The 14,553-nt window shown below is 65.0% G+C and carries 13 protein-coding genes; 8 read left to right on the forward strand and 5 right to left on the reverse strand.

Going from position 1 to position 14,553, the window contains the following annotated elements; genetic code table 11:
* Positions 1-43: 43 nt before the first annotated feature.
* The 3 genes from AC1DRD_RS08140 to AC1DRD_RS08150 are packed head-to-tail and all read right to left on the reverse strand — an operon-like array spanning position 44 to position 2,674.
* A complete protein-coding gene (locus tag AC1DRD_RS08140) occupies positions 44-934 on the reverse strand; it encodes an amidohydrolase family protein (protein WP_478040986.1) in 891 nt (296 codons plus the stop codon).
* On the reverse strand, positions 931-2,007 hold the full coding sequence (locus tag AC1DRD_RS08145) for a 4-oxalomesaconate tautomerase (protein WP_478040987.1): 1,077 nt from the start codon (positions 2,005-2,007) through the stop codon (positions 931-933). The genes AC1DRD_RS08140 and AC1DRD_RS08145 overlap by 4 nt, the downstream gene beginning before the upstream one ends.
* Positions 2,000-2,674 carry a 4-carboxy-4-hydroxy-2-oxoadipate aldolase/oxaloacetate decarboxylase gene (locus AC1DRD_RS08150; RefSeq protein WP_478040988.1) on the reverse strand — a complete coding sequence of 225 codons (675 nt, stop codon included), beginning with the start codon at positions 2,672-2,674 and terminating at the stop codon, positions 2,000-2,002. Before AC1DRD_RS08150 ends, AC1DRD_RS08145 begins: the two co-directional genes overlap by 8 nt.
* Positions 2,675-2,780: 106 nt before the next feature.
* Here AC1DRD_RS08150 and AC1DRD_RS08155 point away from each other — a divergent pair, with 106 nt between their 5' ends.
* From AC1DRD_RS08155 to pobA, 7 genes are all read left to right on the forward strand, one after another.
* Entirely contained in the window at positions 2,781-3,968 is a 1,188-nt protein-coding gene (locus tag AC1DRD_RS08155) for a LysR family transcriptional regulator (protein WP_478040989.1), read from the forward strand.
* 78 nt (positions 3,969-4,046) lie between these two features.
* Positions 4,047-4,919: an NAD(P)-dependent oxidoreductase gene (locus tag AC1DRD_RS08160; protein WP_478040990.1), complete on the forward strand. Its 873-nt coding sequence runs from the start codon at positions 4,047-4,049 to the stop codon at positions 4,917-4,919.
* Positions 4,916-5,941: an amidohydrolase family protein gene (locus AC1DRD_RS08165; protein WP_478040991.1), complete on the forward strand. Its 1,026-nt coding sequence runs from the start codon at positions 4,916-4,918 to the stop codon at positions 5,939-5,941. The genes AC1DRD_RS08160 and AC1DRD_RS08165 overlap by 4 nt, the downstream gene beginning before the upstream one ends.
* A complete protein-coding gene (ligA, locus tag AC1DRD_RS08170) occupies positions 5,938-6,369 on the forward strand; it encodes a protocatechuate 4,5-dioxygenase subunit alpha (RefSeq protein ID WP_478040992.1) in 432 nt (143 codons plus the stop codon). The genes AC1DRD_RS08165 and ligA overlap by 4 nt, the downstream gene beginning before the upstream one ends.
* Before the next feature lies 1 nt (position 6,370).
* Positions 6,371-7,267 (forward strand): class III extradiol dioxygenase subunit beta, encoded by an 897-nt coding sequence (locus tag AC1DRD_RS08175; protein WP_478040993.1) that lies wholly within the window; start codon positions 6,371-6,373, stop codon positions 7,265-7,267.
* 37 nt (positions 7,268-7,304) lie between these two features.
* A complete protein-coding gene (locus AC1DRD_RS08180; protein ID WP_478040994.1) occupies positions 7,305-8,255 on the forward strand; it encodes a Gfo/Idh/MocA family oxidoreductase in 951 nt (316 codons plus the stop codon).
* Positions 8,252-9,430, forward strand: a complete 1,179-nt coding sequence (pobA, locus tag AC1DRD_RS08185) for a 4-hydroxybenzoate 3-monooxygenase (RefSeq protein ID WP_478040995.1) — start codon at positions 8,252-8,254, stop codon at positions 9,428-9,430. The genes AC1DRD_RS08180 and pobA overlap by 4 nt, the downstream gene beginning before the upstream one ends.
* 61 nt (positions 9,431-9,491) lie before the next feature.
* Here pobA and AC1DRD_RS08190 read toward each other — a convergent pair whose 3' ends face one another.
* Together AC1DRD_RS08190 and AC1DRD_RS08195 are read right to left on the reverse strand one after the other, a co-directional pair.
* Complete coding sequence (locus AC1DRD_RS08190; RefSeq protein WP_478030277.1) at positions 9,492-10,805, reverse strand: MFS transporter; 1,314 nt, start codon at positions 10,803-10,805, stop codon at positions 9,492-9,494.
* A 157-nt stretch (positions 10,806-10,962) separates the two neighbouring features.
* The gene (locus AC1DRD_RS08195; protein ID WP_478030279.1) at positions 10,963-11,754 is read right to left on the reverse strand and encodes a CmcJ/NvfI family oxidoreductase; all 792 of its coding nucleotides are present in this window, start codon (positions 11,752-11,754) and stop codon (positions 10,963-10,965) included.
* Positions 11,755-12,024: 270 nt separating this feature from the next.
* Between AC1DRD_RS08195 and AC1DRD_RS08200 the strand changes: the two genes are divergently transcribed.
* Complete coding sequence (locus tag AC1DRD_RS08200; protein ID WP_478030280.1) at positions 12,025-14,544, forward strand: TonB-dependent receptor; 2,520 nt, start codon at positions 12,025-12,027, stop codon at positions 14,542-14,544.
* The last annotated feature ends 9 nt before the right edge of the window (positions 14,545-14,553 follow it).

Genomic DNA, 14,553 nt, shown 5'->3' on the forward strand with positions numbered 1-14,553 from the left:
GCCATGGACTCACGCGAACCGAGCTGCCCCGGGAGAGGTGGGTTCAGCCGATTGTCTCGGGCCAGTATAGCCGTTCGGGATTTTCGATCAGCAGCTTGCGCTGCAGTTCGGCCGTCGGGGCGATGCGCGGGATCATGTCGACCAGCGCGCCGTCGTCGGGGATCGCGTCCTGCATATTAGGGTGCGGCCAATCACTGCCCCAGAGGGCGCGATCGGGATAATCGGCGACCAGCGGCGCGACGGCGGCGGCGAAATCGTCCCAGGGCGCTCCGGCAGGATCGAGCCGGTCGGGACAGGTTGCCTTGAACCAGATGTCGTCGCGGCTGTCGAGCAACCGGCGGAATGCTTGCATGTCGGCGCCATCGGGCCCCTGGGTGACATCCGGGCGCCCCATATGGTCGATTACCAAAGGCACCGGGATGGCATCGAGGAACGGCCGTAATTCCGTCAGGATATCGGCCTCGAAATAGACCACGACATGCCAATCCGGCGGCAGCCGCCGCGCTACGTCGAGGAACTTGTCCTTGGGCGCGTCGTCGACCAGCCGCTTGAGGAAATTGAAGCGGATGCCGCGGCAGCCGCCGTCGTGCAGCGCCTGCAACTCAGCTTCGCCAATGGCGGGGTCGACCACGGCGACTCCCCTCGCCTTGCCGTCCGATCGTGCGATCGCGTCCAACGTCGCGGCGTTGTCGGTGCCGTGGCAGCTCGCCTGAACGATCACGTTGCGGTCGAACCCCAGCCGGTCGCGCAGTGCGAACAGCATGTCCGGCCCGGCATCCTGCGGCAGATATTTCGCTTTGGCGCTGAACGGGAATTGCGCGGCCGGTCCGAACACGTGGCAATGCGCGTCGATCGCGCCGGGCGGGGGAACGAAATGCGGCGTCGAGGGCGATTCCGTCCAGCTGCGGATGCGCCCATTCGCGTCGAGAGTCATGCGAACACCTCGCCATCCATCAGCTTGCGAGCGGTGCGGAGCAACGCGGCGGTCGCGACCTGGCCGTTGTCGTCGAGCGTCAGCACGCAGCTCATTTCGCCGGTCGGGTGCTCGACCGACAGCGTCTTGACCGATCCGTCCGGAATAACAGCGACCGCGGCGGCGGGCGAGCCGGGAACCAGGCAGGCCGTGGCGACGCTGACCGCGCCCAGCACGCCGATCGTGGCATGCGCGCGATGCGGGATGAAGCTTCTGGCGGTCACCGCTCCACCATGTTTCGGCGGCGCCACCAGCATCATCTTGGGCACCGACTTCGCGGTCACATCGCCCAGGTTCATCAACGGCCCCGCCTTGAGCCGGATCGCCTCGATCCGCGCCTTGAGCGCGGTATCGCCGTCGAGCGTCTCGCGATCTTCATAGCCGGTCGCTCCGACATCCTCCGCCCGAAACACCACGCAGGGCATGCCGTTATCGATCAGCGTGCACGCGACGCCTTCGATCTCGTCGGTCGCGTTGCCGGTCGGCAGCAACGCGCCGCAGGACGACCCGGCGGTATCACGGAATTCGAGCGGGATCGGCGCCGCGGTACCCGGCACGCCATCGATCCGCGCCTCGCCATGATAGACCGGTGCGCCATCGCGCGTCCGCACGGTAGCAACCGCGATCTGCCCGGTATTCTCCATGAAGATCGCGACGCGGGTCTCCTCGCCGGCCGCCGCGACCAGACCGCGCTCGATCGCGAACGGACCGACCCCGGCGAGCATATTGCCGCAATTCTGCGCGTCGGTGACGATCGCCTGGTCGACGAACACCTGCAGGAACAGATAATCGACGTCGACACCGGGCCGGGTCGACCGCGAGACGACCGCGACCTTAGAGGTCAACGGATCGGCACCGCCCATGCCGTCGATCTGGCGCGGATCGGGCGATCCCATCACGCGCAACAGGAAAGCATCGCGTGCGGCGGGGTCGGCGGGCAGTTCATCGGCAAGGAAGAACCCGCCTTTCGACGTGCCCCCGCGCATCCACATGCAGCGGATGCCCTGACTGCCCGGGGCGGCCAAGTCACTCATATTTCAGCCCCATCGCCGCGAGCTTGCCGCGCATGTCGTAGATGTCGAGACCGAGCTCACCCGCCGCCAGCCGCTGGCGCTTGGATTCCTCATTCGCCTCGCGCGCCTGGGCCTGTTCGAGCACGGCGGCGGCATCGGCCCGCCGGACCACACACACGCCGTCGTCATCCGCCACGATCACGTCGCCTGGCTCGATCGCTGCACCCGCGCAGACGATCGGCACGTTGACCGATCCCAGGGTCGCCTTGACCGTCCCTTGCGCGAACACCGCCTTCGACCAGACCGGAAAACCCATCTGCGTCAGGTCGCGAACGTCGCGGACGCCCGCATCGATCACCAGCCCGCGGCAGCCCCGCGCCATCGCCGACGTCGCCAGCAAGTCTCCGAAATAGCCGTCCTCGCACGGACTGGTCGGCGCCAGCACCAGGATGTCGCCATCCTGCAACTGCTCGATCGCGACATGGACCATCCAATTGTCGCCCGGCGGCGCGGAGATCGTCACCGCCGACCCCGCGATCCGTGCGCCCGGCCAGATCGGCCGCAGCCGGCTCGCGAGCAGTCCGATCCGGCCCTGCGCTTCGTGCACCGTGGCGACGCCGGCATGCGCCAGGCCATCGATTACCGACGCGTCGGCGCGCGCGATGTTGCGAACCACTCGACCAGCCATGTCCACCTCGCCTCAAAACATTTCGCCGTCAGCGCTAGAGAAGGCGCTGGCGGGGCGGCATTCACAATTATCCCCCAGCGATAAGTTTTTGCTATGATCGCCGCCGATGACCAAGCCCTTCGATCTCAACATCCGGCATTTGCGAGCAATATCGGCGATCGTCCGCCACGGCAGCATGAGCGCCGCCGCCGAGGCCGTGAGCCTGTCGCAGCCCGCGCTGACCCAAGGCCTCGCCAAGCTCGAACGCCAACTCGGCGCGACGCTGTTCGAACGCCACCCCGACGGCATGTCGGCGACGGCCGAGGGTCGGCTGGCGAGCGAACGCGTCGATGCCGCGCTCAACCATCTGACCGTCGCCACCCGCGCCACCGCGCGAGGCGGCGCGCGCAGCTTCGCGCGGCCCGAATTGCTGATGACCGCGACGCAGCTGCGCGCGTTTCTTGCAGTAGCCGATGCCGGTAGCTTCGTCGGTGCAGCCGATGCCACGGGTCTGTCGCAGCCGGCCATTCATCGCGCGGTCCGCGATCTCGAACAGCTCTGCGCCACGCCGCTGGTCGAACGGCGCGGCCGCGGCGTCGCGCTGTCGCCATCAGGCACCAAGCTGGCCCGGGGAATCCGGCTGGCGCGGAGCGAACTCGCCGCGCTGATCGCGGAAGTCGCGGCCGAGCCTGAGGGCGGCGGCAGCGTGGTGGTCGGCGCCATGCCGCTCTGCCGCGCGCTGATCCTGCCAGCCGCGATCGCCCAGTTCACCCGCGACTATCCCGGGACGATGATCGACGTGGTCGAGGGATCGTGGCGCGAGCTGGTCGATCCGTTGCGCGATGGCGTGCTCGACCTGATGATCGGCGCGCTTCGCCCGGCCGCACCGCCCGATTGCGTGCAGATGCCGTTGATGATCGACCGGCTCGCGGTGATCGGCCGCGCCGGCCATCCCTTGGCGCGGGTCGAGCAGCCCTCGCTGGAGCAACTGGCCGGCTATCCGTGGATTGTCGGCCAGCCCGGGACGCCGCTCCGCCTGCAATGGGAAGCCTTGTTCGCCGGGCATCCCCGTCCCCGCGCACCGATCGAATGCGGATCGGTAATGGTCATTCGCGGCGTGCTCGCCGATGGCGACTTCCTGACCCTGTTGTCACCCGACCAGGTGGCGCTGGAAGTCGATGGCGGGATGCTCACGACCATCGGCCCGCGGCTGGAACACAGCACGCGCACGATCGGCATCACGACGCGCGATCACTGGCGGCCGACTCTGCCCCAGGCGCGCTTTATCGAATTGCTGCGCGCGACCATCGCCTGATCCGGACTTCAGGAATTCCGATAGCGATCCCGGCAAACCGATTGGGGCGTCGGCGGCCATAAAGGCTAGCGCTGGGCAATGGACGGAGGGATTGCCTTTATCGGGTTTGGCGAAGCCGGGCAGGCGTTCGCCGACGGACTCGGCGGCCCAGCCCGCGCCTATGACCGCAAGACCTATGTCGGCCCGACCCGCCGGGCCAAGCTGGACGATTACGCCCGGCTGGGCGTGCAGGGCGCATTGACCAACCAGGCCGCGGTCGAAGGCGCCGGGCTGATCCTGTCGCTGGTGACCGCGGACAAGGCGCTCGCGGCGGCCCGCGAAACCGCGCGCGGCATCGAGCGGGGTGCGGTCTATTGCGACATGAACTCGGTCGCGCCGCAGACGAAATGCGAGGCGGCGGGTGCGATCGAGCAAGCCGGCGCGCATTATGTCGACGTGGCGGTGATGGCACCGGTGCATCCCGCCGGGCGTGCCGTTCCGCTGCTGGTCAGCGGACCCCAAGCCGAACGGGCGGCGAAGGCTTTGGGCGCGACCGGCTTCGGCAATGTCCGCGTCATCGCCGGCGGCGTCGGTACCGCTTCGGCGATCAAGATGATCCGGTCGGTGATGGTCAAGGGGATCGAGGCGCTGACCGCCGAATGCGTACTGGCGGCCGAAGCGGCGGGCGTGCGCGACGAAGTCATCGCCTCGCTCGACGCCAGCTGGCCGGGCGCCAATTGGGGTCGCCGGGCCGATTACAATCTCGACCGGATGATGGTGCATGGCCTGCGCCGCGCGGCCGAGATGGAGGAAGTGGTGCGGACGCTGGACGCGCTCGGCACCGGATCGGCGATGAGCCGCGGAACGGTCGAGCGCCAGCGCGCGATCGGGTCGCGCGCGATGACGCCCGCTGCCACGCTCGACGCCAAGGTCGCGGCGTTGCTCGATCGTTCGAAGGACCAGGCTGCATGACATTGGTGATCGACTGCCACGGCCATTATACCACGGTGCCTGCCGCCCATAGCGATTGGCGCGAGGCGCAAAAGGCCGCGTTCAAGGAGGGCCGGACTCCGCCCCCCTACCCCGCCATCTCCGACGACGAGATCCGCGAAAGCCTGGAAGCGAACCAGATCCGGCTGATCCGCGAACGCGGCGCCGACATGACGATCTTCAGCCCGCGCGCTTCGGCCATGGCGCCGCATGTCGGCGACGAAGCGGTCGCGATGGCCTGGGCGCGGGTGAATAACGACCTGATCAAGCGCTGCGTCGATCTCTATCCGGATGTTTTCGCCGGCGTCTGCATGCTGCCGCAGAACCCGAAGGCGGATCTGACCGGGTCGATCGACGAACTCGAGCGCTGCGTCACCGAATTCGGCTTCATCGGCTGCAACCTCAACCCCGATCCCGGCGGCGGCCATTTCACCGCGCCGCCGCTGACCGACCGTTTCTGGTATCCGTTCTACGAGAAGATGGTCGAGCTCGACGTGCCGGCGATGATCCACGTCTCGGGCAGTTGCAATTCGGGGCTGCACGCGACCGGCGCCTATTACATCGCCGCCGACACGATTGCGTTCATGCAGTTGATCGAGGGCGACCTGTTCAGCGATTTCCCGACATTGCGCTTCATCATCCCACACGGCGGCGGCGCGGTGCCCTATCATTGGGGCCGCTATCGCGGTCTGGCCGATATGCTCAAGAAACCGGCGCTGGCCGGGCACGTCATGAACAACGTGTTCTTCGACACCTGCGTCTATCACCAGCCCGGCATCGACCTTCTCGCCAAGGTGATTGACAGCAAGAATATCCTGTTCGGCAGCGAGATGGTCGGCGCGGTGCGCGGGATTGATCCCCAAACCGGCCAATATTTCGACGATACCAAACGCTATGTCGACGCGCTGCCGATCAACGATAGCGAACGGCACGCGATCTTTGAGGGCAATGCCCGCCGCGTCTTCCCGCGCCTCGACCAGCAATTGAAGGAGAAGGGGCGATGAGCGAGCCCGAGGACATCCATTCGTACCTCGCCGAGTTGGACGACATTCCCGGCACGCGCGTGTTCACTGCAAAACGCGCGCGCCAAGGTTACCATATGAACCAGTTCGCGATGAGCCTGATGACGGCGGAAAATCGCGAGCGCTTCAAAGCGGACGAGCGCGCCTATCTCGACGAATGGCCGCTATCCGACGACCAGAAGGACGCCCTTCTGGCGCGCGATTACAATCGCTGCCTCGACCTCGGCGGCAATGTCTATTTCCTCGCCAAATTGTTCTCGACCGACGGGTTCAGCTTTGCCCAGGCGGTCTCGACGATGACCGACATGAATTTCGAGGACTACACCAAGATGATGGTCGCCGGCGGCCGCTCGCCCGAGGGCCAACGCTCGATCAAGGCCAACCAGCAAGACAAAGAAGGGAGCCGCTGAGATGGCGCGCATCACCGCCGGCGTCGCCTCCAGCCATGTGCCGCTGCTTGGCGTCGCTTCCGATTTCGGCAAGGATTCCGACGATTATTTCGCCCCGATCTTCGCCGGCTATGACTGGACCCGCGCCTGGGAACAGGCCGAACGGCCCGATGTCGTCATCCTGGTCTATAACGACCATGCTTCCGCTTTCGACATGAAGATCATTCCGACCTTCGCGATCGGCTGCGGCGAGCGCTACAGGCCGGCCGACGAAGGCTGGGGACCGCGTCAGGTGCCCGAGGTCGAAGGCCATCCCGATCTCGCCTGGCATATCGCGCAGAGCCTGATCCTCGACGAATTCGACATGACCATCATCAACGAGATGGACGTCGATCATGGCCTGACCGTTCCGCTGACGATGATGTTCGGCAAGCCCGATGCCTGGCCGTGCAAAGTCATCCCGCTGGCGGTCAACGTCGTCACTTATCCGCCACCCTCGGGCAATCGCTGCTGGGCGCTCGGCGAGGCGATTGCGCGCGCCGTCGCGAGCTTCCCGGAGGATCTGAATGTCCAGGTCTGGGGCACCGGCGGCATGAGCCATCAGCTTCAGGGTCCGCGCGCGGGGCTGATCAATCCCGAATGGGACAATCGCTTCCTCGACGGGCTGATCGGCGAAAGCGACCATCTGCGCCGCATCCCGCATATCGAGTATCTCCGCGAGACCGGGTCCGAAGGGATCGAGATGGTGATGTGGCTGATCATGCGCGGCGCTCTGGGCAAGCGCACCCGCGCGCTGCACCGCCATTATCACGTGCCGTGCAGCAATACCGCGATCGGCCATATCGTGCTGCGGCCCGACAATGGCGAAGGCTTGGATATGACCGGCGGTGACTACCACGCGGCGCTGACGGCCGAATAGCGGCCTCCCCGCCCAGATTCCGATCAGGAGACACGCATTGACGCTTCGTATCGCCCTCGCCGGCGCCGGCGCTTTCGGCGAGAAACATTTGGACGGCTTGGCCAAGATCGACGGGGTCGAGGTGATCTCCCTGGTCGGCCGCCGGCTCGAACCGACCCAGGCGATCGGAGCCAAATACGGCATCGGCCATGCCACCACAGAATTGGCCGAAACGCTCGATCAGCCGGGGCTCGACGCCGTCATCCTGTGCACGCCGACCCAGATGCATGCCAGCCAGGCGCTGCAATGCCTCGACGCGGGCAAGCATGTGCAGGTCGAGATTCCGCTGTGCGACAATCTGGCCGACGGCGAAGCAGTGCTGCGCAGGCAACAGGAAACCGGCCTGATCGCGATGGTCGGCCACACCCGTCGGTTCAATCCCTCGCACCAATATATCCATCGCAAGATCGCGGCCGGCGAGCTCGCCGTCCAGCAGATGGACGTGCAGACCTATTTCTTCCGTCGCCAGAACATCAATGCCAAGGGTGAGGCGCGGAGCTGGACCGATCATCTGTTGTGGCATCATGCCGCGCACACGGTCGACCTGTTCGCCTATCAGGCGGGACCGATCGTCCGGGCGAATGCAATCGAGGGGCCGATCCATCCCGAGCTGGGCATCGCGATGGACATGTCGATCCAGCTCAAGGCCGAAAGCGGCGCGATCTGCACCTTGTCGCTGAGCTTCAACAATGACGGGCCGCTCGGCACCTTCTTCCGTTATATCTGCGACAACGGCACCTGGATCGCCCGCTATGACGACCTCGTCACCGGCAAAGAAGAGCCTGTCGACGTGAGCAAGGTCGACGTGTCGATGAACGGCATCGAGTTGCAGGACAGGGAATTCGTTGCCGCCATTCGCGAGGGCCGCGAACCCAATGCCAGCGTAGCGCAGGTCATGCCGTGCTACCGCGTCCTCGACGCGCTCGAGAAGCAGCTCGCCGGATCGTGACCACGCGGCGAACGCAGGTCGCGATCGTTGGTGGCGGACCTGCAGGCTTGTTGCTGGGCCATTTGCTGCGCGCCGAGGGAATCGACTGTCTGATCGTCGAGCGCCAGACCCGCGCGCATGTCGAAGCGCGCATCCGCGCGGGCGTGCTGGAGACGCTGACGACCGATCTGCTCGGCCGGCTCGGCGTGGACGCAGGCTTGAAAGCGCATGGCATCCGGGAAGAGGGTTTCAACCTGGCCGACGGTGAGCATGTGATCCGCATCGACATCACGCGGCTGACCGGCAAGCATGTCGTCGTCTACGGCCAGACGGAAATGACGCGCGACCTGATCGCGGCGGCGTCCGAGCGGCAGCTGGAGATCGTGTTCGAGGCGGGCGAGGTCGCGATCCACGATCCCGACAGTGACGCCCCTTCGATCAGCTATACCAAGAACGGGATCGTCCATCGTGTCGACTGCGCGTTCATCGCCGGCTGCGACGGCTTTCACGGACCGTCGCGCAAGGCGATACCGGCCAGCCCGGAACGCGTTTTCGAACGGGAATATCCGTTCGGCTGGCTCGGCATCCTCGCCGATGTCCCGCCATGCCATCCCGAGCTGATCTATTCGAACAGCGACCGCGGCTTCGCCCTCGCGTCGATGCGTTCGGCGACGCGCAGCCGCTATTACATCCAGGTCCCGTCGAGTGAACGGCTGGACGATTGGCCCGAAGACCGGCTGTGGGACGAACTCGAACGGCGCTTCGCCCCGCTCGCGGATCATCCGGTGACGCGCGGGCCCGCACTCGAAATGTCGATCGCGCCACTCAGGTCCTATGTTTTCGAAACGATGCGGCACGGCCGCCTGTTCCTGGCTGGCGACGCCGCACATATCGTCCCGCCGACCGGGGCCAAGGGATTGAACCTCGCGGCATCCGATGTCGCCTATCTGTCGGACGCGCTGATCGGGTTTTTCGGACGCGGCGACGAGCGCGGATTGCTGGACTATCAAGCAAGGGCGCTAGCCCGGATCTGGAAAGCCGAACGGTTCAGCTGGTCGCTGACCAAGCTGATGCACCGCTTTCCCGAGGACGGAGCGTTCGAGCGCCGGATGCAAAAGGCCGAGCTCGATTATCTCGCCGGGTCGCCGGCGATGCAGACCGCGATCGCCGAAAATTACGTGGGACTGCCGCTTTAAGACCATCTTGCTGAGACGGCGCTATCGCGTCGGCCACCTCTCGAAATGTATGCCAAACAAACTATTTCGCGTCATCCAACCGCAGCTTGACCAGCATCAGCGCGAGCGCCGCGACAAGCGACCCCGTTCCCAGCCCGATCGCGACTCCCGCCAGCGGCAGCCCCGCATTGAACAACAGGCCGGCCAGGATCGGCGACAGCGCCGCCCCGCCTCGCCCGACGCCGATCGCGAACCCGGTACCGGTCGCGCGCACATGGGTCGGAAATGCCCGGGCGAAGATCGTATAGAGCCCAACCACGGCGCTGTTGGTGAACAGCCCCGACGCGCAGGCCAGCATAGCGAGGCCGGACAATGAGCGCACGCCCGCGGCGCCGAACAAGGCGACCATCACCGACGAGACCAGCAGTACGCCGATCGTCATCGGCTTCAACGCGAAGCGCTGGGCAAATAGCCCGAATACCGCGCCGCCAACCGCACCGCCGACATTCGCCCACACCAGCACGCCGGCGGCCTGGGCCGGCGCGTGCCCGAGATCGACGACGATCTTGGGCGCCCATTTGAGAATGAAGTAGAAGCTGACGATATGCGCGAAATAGGCGAGCGTCAGCAGCAAGGTCGTGGCCCGAAGGCCCGGCTTGAGAATGTCGATCAGCGACGCGCGGTCTTCGTCCGGCGAAACCGTGGGAAGCGCATCGACCGGCGCGTGCCCCATTCGGGCCAGCGTCGCGTTGACGCGATCGAGCGCGCGCGGCGGGCGGCGCGAAATCAGGAACTGGACCGGTTCCGGAACGAGGAACCAGACCAACGGCACGAAGCATGCGGTGACGATCGCGCCGAATTCGAACACCGCGCGCCAATCGCTTCCCTTGAGCAATTGGGCGGCGATGGAGCCGCCCAGCACCGCGCCGATCGGATAGCCGATCACCATGATCGCGAGCGAGAGATTGCGGCGGCGCCGGTTGGCGAACTCGGCCGCGACCGCGTTGATCGCGGCAAGCATTCCACCGATGCCGAGCCCGGTTATCACGCGCCAGACCGACAAGGTGACGATGTCGTGCGCGGTGGTGACCATGAACATGCCCGCCGCCATCGCCACCAGGCAGCCGAGGATCGTCCGCCGTCGTCCGATCCGGTCGGCGACGCCGCCGAGCAGCATCGATCCCACCGCCATGCCGATCAGTTCCATCGACAGCACCACGCCCAGCGCGGCGCGGTCGATTCCCCATTCGGTGGCGATTCCGGGTGCGGCAAAGCTGATCGACAGCACGTCGAATCCGTCGAGCGCATTCAACCCTACGGTGATCGCCACCGCCGCGATCTGAAGCGCGCCCATCGGCGCCTCATCGATCGTGATGCGCGGATCCTGATGTTTCACGCCGTCCTCCTCCCTTTTTTCGGTCGACCACGCGGAACAAGAAATTTCGTCCGTCCCGACAGCGTCCGCCCGCATATTATTTGTATGTTAGACTAACGAATTATAAGGCCGATGCGAACGTAAAACCTCGCTGGGCGGAGCGTAGCGGCCAGGCACCCTAGAACCAATAGGCGATCGCGCGCATCTCGATCGAGGCGCGCGGCACCGCATCGGCCGGACATTGGGGATCGTCGAACGCGACATGCGGCACCGAATGTGCGCGGTCGGGATCGCTGTCATTGGTCTTGAACACGATGACCTCGTCGCGTGTGAGATCCGGAAACCAATGCCAAAGATGCGCCGGCGAATGGGTGACGACCAGCCCCTCGAATGACCAGGCTATTTCTCCGTCCTGGTCGAACATCGCGTCCGCCGGCAGCAGGTCGGCGGCCGCGACGCTACGCGCGTCGCACAAGGCAAGCGGCACGTCCTGAGGCGCCGGCGAGAGCGCGCGCCAGACGTTGTAATGCGCGATCCTCCGCGGTTCGTCGGCACCGGCGGGTAGTGACCGTACGCCGAACTGCACCGCGGTGGCATCGGATACATCGACATGGGCGAATCGTGCCGGCTTCGAATTGTCGAGCGCACCGGAAAGCGTCGAGCGCTCGGCGAACCGCAACACGCCCGTCCCGGTCACCACAACCTCGTCCGCGCCCGACACGCGCCGCACCAATTCGGCTATCTCTTCGGGATGCACCCGTTTCACCTCGGCCGCGTCCGCAAAGTCGGTCACGACACTGCGATGCGGCACCAGCGCGAACCCTTCGCCGTCCAGAGTGGCCCCGATCTCCCGCGCATTGCGGATCGCCATCGGGCGGGGATCGAGGATGACGGTGTCACGGCTCGAATCATTGGCGAAATACCGCATCCGCTCCGTGCTGCGGGCGACATAGTTGATACCGACCTGCATTGAGCACCTCTCCAAAAACGGCCCGTGCCATCGAGTCCGCCGATGCTGCAATTTTTTTGCGCAGCATGAGGCGCTTAGCGGGGCGCCCCACAAAGGCTACATCATCGGCCCAACGGCAAAAGAGTGGCAATTATAGGGGTAGTCCTACTACTCCTTGTCAAGCGATCAATCGTATGTCCTACTAACAATACGCACCCATGAAGGTGCGCACGGGTGGCACGCTTTCCGGGAGGGGGAGCGAGGCGACACCGTATCAGGAGAGGATTTACGATGCAGAACCCCATTCGTTCGCACGCCTCATTGGCATTGTTGACCGGCGTTTCAGCAGCGGCATTATTGTGCGCAGCACCAGCCCTTGCCCAGGACGCGAACGCCTCGTCGCCGAGCACGGCCCCCGCGCCGCAAACGGCAACACCCCCCGCACCTCAGCCGCCCGCCCAGAACGATGCGTCGGGCTCGCCGGACATCATCGTCACCGCGCAGTTCCGCAAGGAACGGCTGCAGGACACGCCGCTCGCGATCACTGCGGTGAACGCCGCCCAGCTCGAAGCGAAGAGCCAGACCAACCTCGCCCAGATGGCCGACGCGGCACCCAACGTGTCGCTCAAGCCGCAAGGCGCCTCGTTCGGTCCGTCGATTTCCGCCTCGATCCGCGGCGTCGGCCAGAACGACTTCAACCCGGCCTATGAACCGGGCGTCGGCATCTATATCGACGATGTCTATTACCCGCAGCTGACCGGCGCGGTGTTCGACCTGCTCGACGTCGACCGGGTCGAGATCCTGCGCGGTCCGCAAGGCACGCTGTCCGGGCGCAATTCCGAAGGCGGCGCGATCAAACTCTATTCGAAGATGCCGAACGGCGAAACCAGCGGCTATGTCGAGGCAACCTATGGCTCGCGCAATCGGATCGGCCTGCGCGCCGGCGCCGACTTCAAGCTGACCGACACCTTGTTCGGCCGCGTTTCCGGCGTGTTCAAACAGCAGGACGGCTTTGTCGACCGGATCGATTATGGCTGCGCCAACCCAGGCAGCGGGGTTCCCGCGACGCAAGCGGCTGGCCATTGCAAGATCGATAAGCTCGGCGGCATCGGCTATCAGGCGGTCCGCGGCATTCTGCGCTGGGAACCGAGCAGCCAGCTCGATGTGACCGTGATCGGCGACTATACGCATGACGAACACACGATCGCCGGCGAAGTGTTGCTGGGGGTGCAGACGGTCAATAACCCCAACGTCAATCCGGCACCGGGCGTGCCGTACGACAGCCGCTTCATCTGCGGACGCTTCTGCAATTATATCACCGTCGGGCAGCCGGCGGCGACCTGGGCCGGGCCAGTGGCGCCCGGCGTCCCCATGGCGGCGACGCAGGGTAACGACCGCAGCCTGTACGATGGCTGGGGCGTTTCGGGTCAGATCAACTACCGACTGAGCGAGGCTATCTCGCTCACCTCGATCACCGGCTATCGCAAGTTCGACACGCGTTTCGATTCGGACGATGATTTGTCGCCGGCGAATATCGGCTTTGGCCGTAACCGGCTGAAGAACTGGAGCCTGAGCGAGGAATTGCGGCTGAGCGCCAAGCTGGCCAAGGGCATCGACCTGACCGTCGGCGGTTATTACTTCAAGCAGAAGTCGGTCTACGATTCACAGCAGGATTTGCGCTACGTCGTGATCCCGCTGCAATTCCTCCAACCCGATCCAACCGAGGCCGAGGCCAAGGCGTTCTTCGCGCATCTGTCCTGGGAAGCGTTCCACGGCTTCACGCTCAGCGGCGGCGTCCGGTACACCGACGAGTCCAAGGACCAGACCTATTACCGCCTGAACTACAACGGCACGGTCAATGCCTTCCTCGATCCGGTCGGCGCGATCTACGGGATCGGCTATTCGGGACCGGATACGATCGATTACAACGGCAACGGCAATACCGCCGAGACCGTCACCGCGCTGTCGGGACTGACCGCCAAATATAAGGCGAAGCGCTGGGACTATCGGATCGCGGCCGACTACCGTTTCTCTCCGGAGTTGATGGTCTATGCGTCCTTCTCCACCGGCTTCAAGGGCGGCGGCAGCAATCCGCGGCCGTTCAACGCGCAACAGGTGATCTCCTTCCAGCCTGAAGAGCTGCGCGCCTATGAAGTCGGCTTCAAGAGCGACCTGTTCGACCGCAAGGTCCGCTTCAACGTTGCCGGTTTCATCAACGATTATACGAACATCCAAATCCCCGTGCTCACCTGCCCAACCGCACCATGCGCCGCACGGCTCAATGCCGGGGCCGGCAAGATCAAGGGGTTCGAGGCCGAATTGTCGCTATTCCCGGTCCAGGGTTTGGCGATCGACGCGTCGCTTAGCTATTTGTCGTTCAAATATGATGCGAGCAGCTTGAATCCGGCGGCAGCCTATCCGACCAATCCGGGCGGCGTCGTGGCCAACGATCCGCCGACCGTGCCGCCATGGAAGTTCAGCGCGGGTGCCCAATACAAGATCGAGATGGGCAGCGCCGGCAGCATCACGCCGCGCATCGACATGACCTATCAGGACAAGCAATATACCGGACCCACCGTGATCGGTGCGACGCGGATCCTGAACTTCATCCCCTCTTATACCCTGGTCAACGCACGGCTGACCTGGGCCAATGAGAAGGGAGACCTCAGCGTCTCGCTCGAGGCGCAGAATCTCTTCGACAAATATTATCTGCTGACGATCTTCGATCTGCGCGGCGCCGGCGCCGGCTTCCGCAAGGGTCGGCCGGGATCACCGCAGGAATTCGCGGTGACGATCAAGAAGAAGTTCTGAGGCAATTAC

This window comes from Sphingomonas sp. P4_G2 (genome assembly GCF_056401155.1).

What these genes read in the sequence shown, in the direction of transcription:
- AC1DRD_RS08140 (WP_478040986.1), bottom strand. Translation starts at nt 934, where the DNA reads ATGACTCTCGACGCGAATGGGCGCATCCGCAGCTGGACGGAATCGCCC.
- AC1DRD_RS08145 (WP_478040987.1), bottom strand. Translation starts at nt 2,007, where the DNA reads ATGAGTGACTTGGCCGCCCCGGGCAGTCAGGGCATCCGCTGCATGTGG.
- AC1DRD_RS08150 (WP_478040988.1), bottom strand. Translation starts at nt 2,674, where the DNA reads ATGGCTGGTCGAGTGGTTCGCAACATCGCGCGCGCCGACGCGTCGGTA.
- AC1DRD_RS08155 (WP_478040989.1), top strand. Translation starts at nt 2,781, where the DNA reads ATGACCAAGCCCTTCGATCTCAACATCCGGCATTTGCGAGCAATATCG.
- AC1DRD_RS08160 (WP_478040990.1), top strand. Translation starts at nt 4,047, where the DNA reads ATGGACGGAGGGATTGCCTTTATCGGGTTTGGCGAAGCCGGGCAGGCG.
- AC1DRD_RS08165 (WP_478040991.1), top strand. Translation starts at nt 4,916, where the DNA reads ATGACATTGGTGATCGACTGCCACGGCCATTATACCACGGTGCCTGCC.
- ligA (WP_478040992.1), top strand. Translation starts at nt 5,938, where the DNA reads ATGAGCGAGCCCGAGGACATCCATTCGTACCTCGCCGAGTTGGACGAC.
- AC1DRD_RS08175 (WP_478040993.1), top strand. Translation starts at nt 6,371, where the DNA reads ATGGCGCGCATCACCGCCGGCGTCGCCTCCAGCCATGTGCCGCTGCTT.
- AC1DRD_RS08195 (WP_478030279.1), bottom strand. Translation starts at nt 11,754, where the DNA reads ATGCAGGTCGGTATCAACTATGTCGCCCGCAGCACGGAGCGGATGCGG.
- AC1DRD_RS08200 (WP_478030280.1), top strand. Translation starts at nt 12,025, where the DNA reads ATGCAGAACCCCATTCGTTCGCACGCCTCATTGGCATTGTTGACCGGC.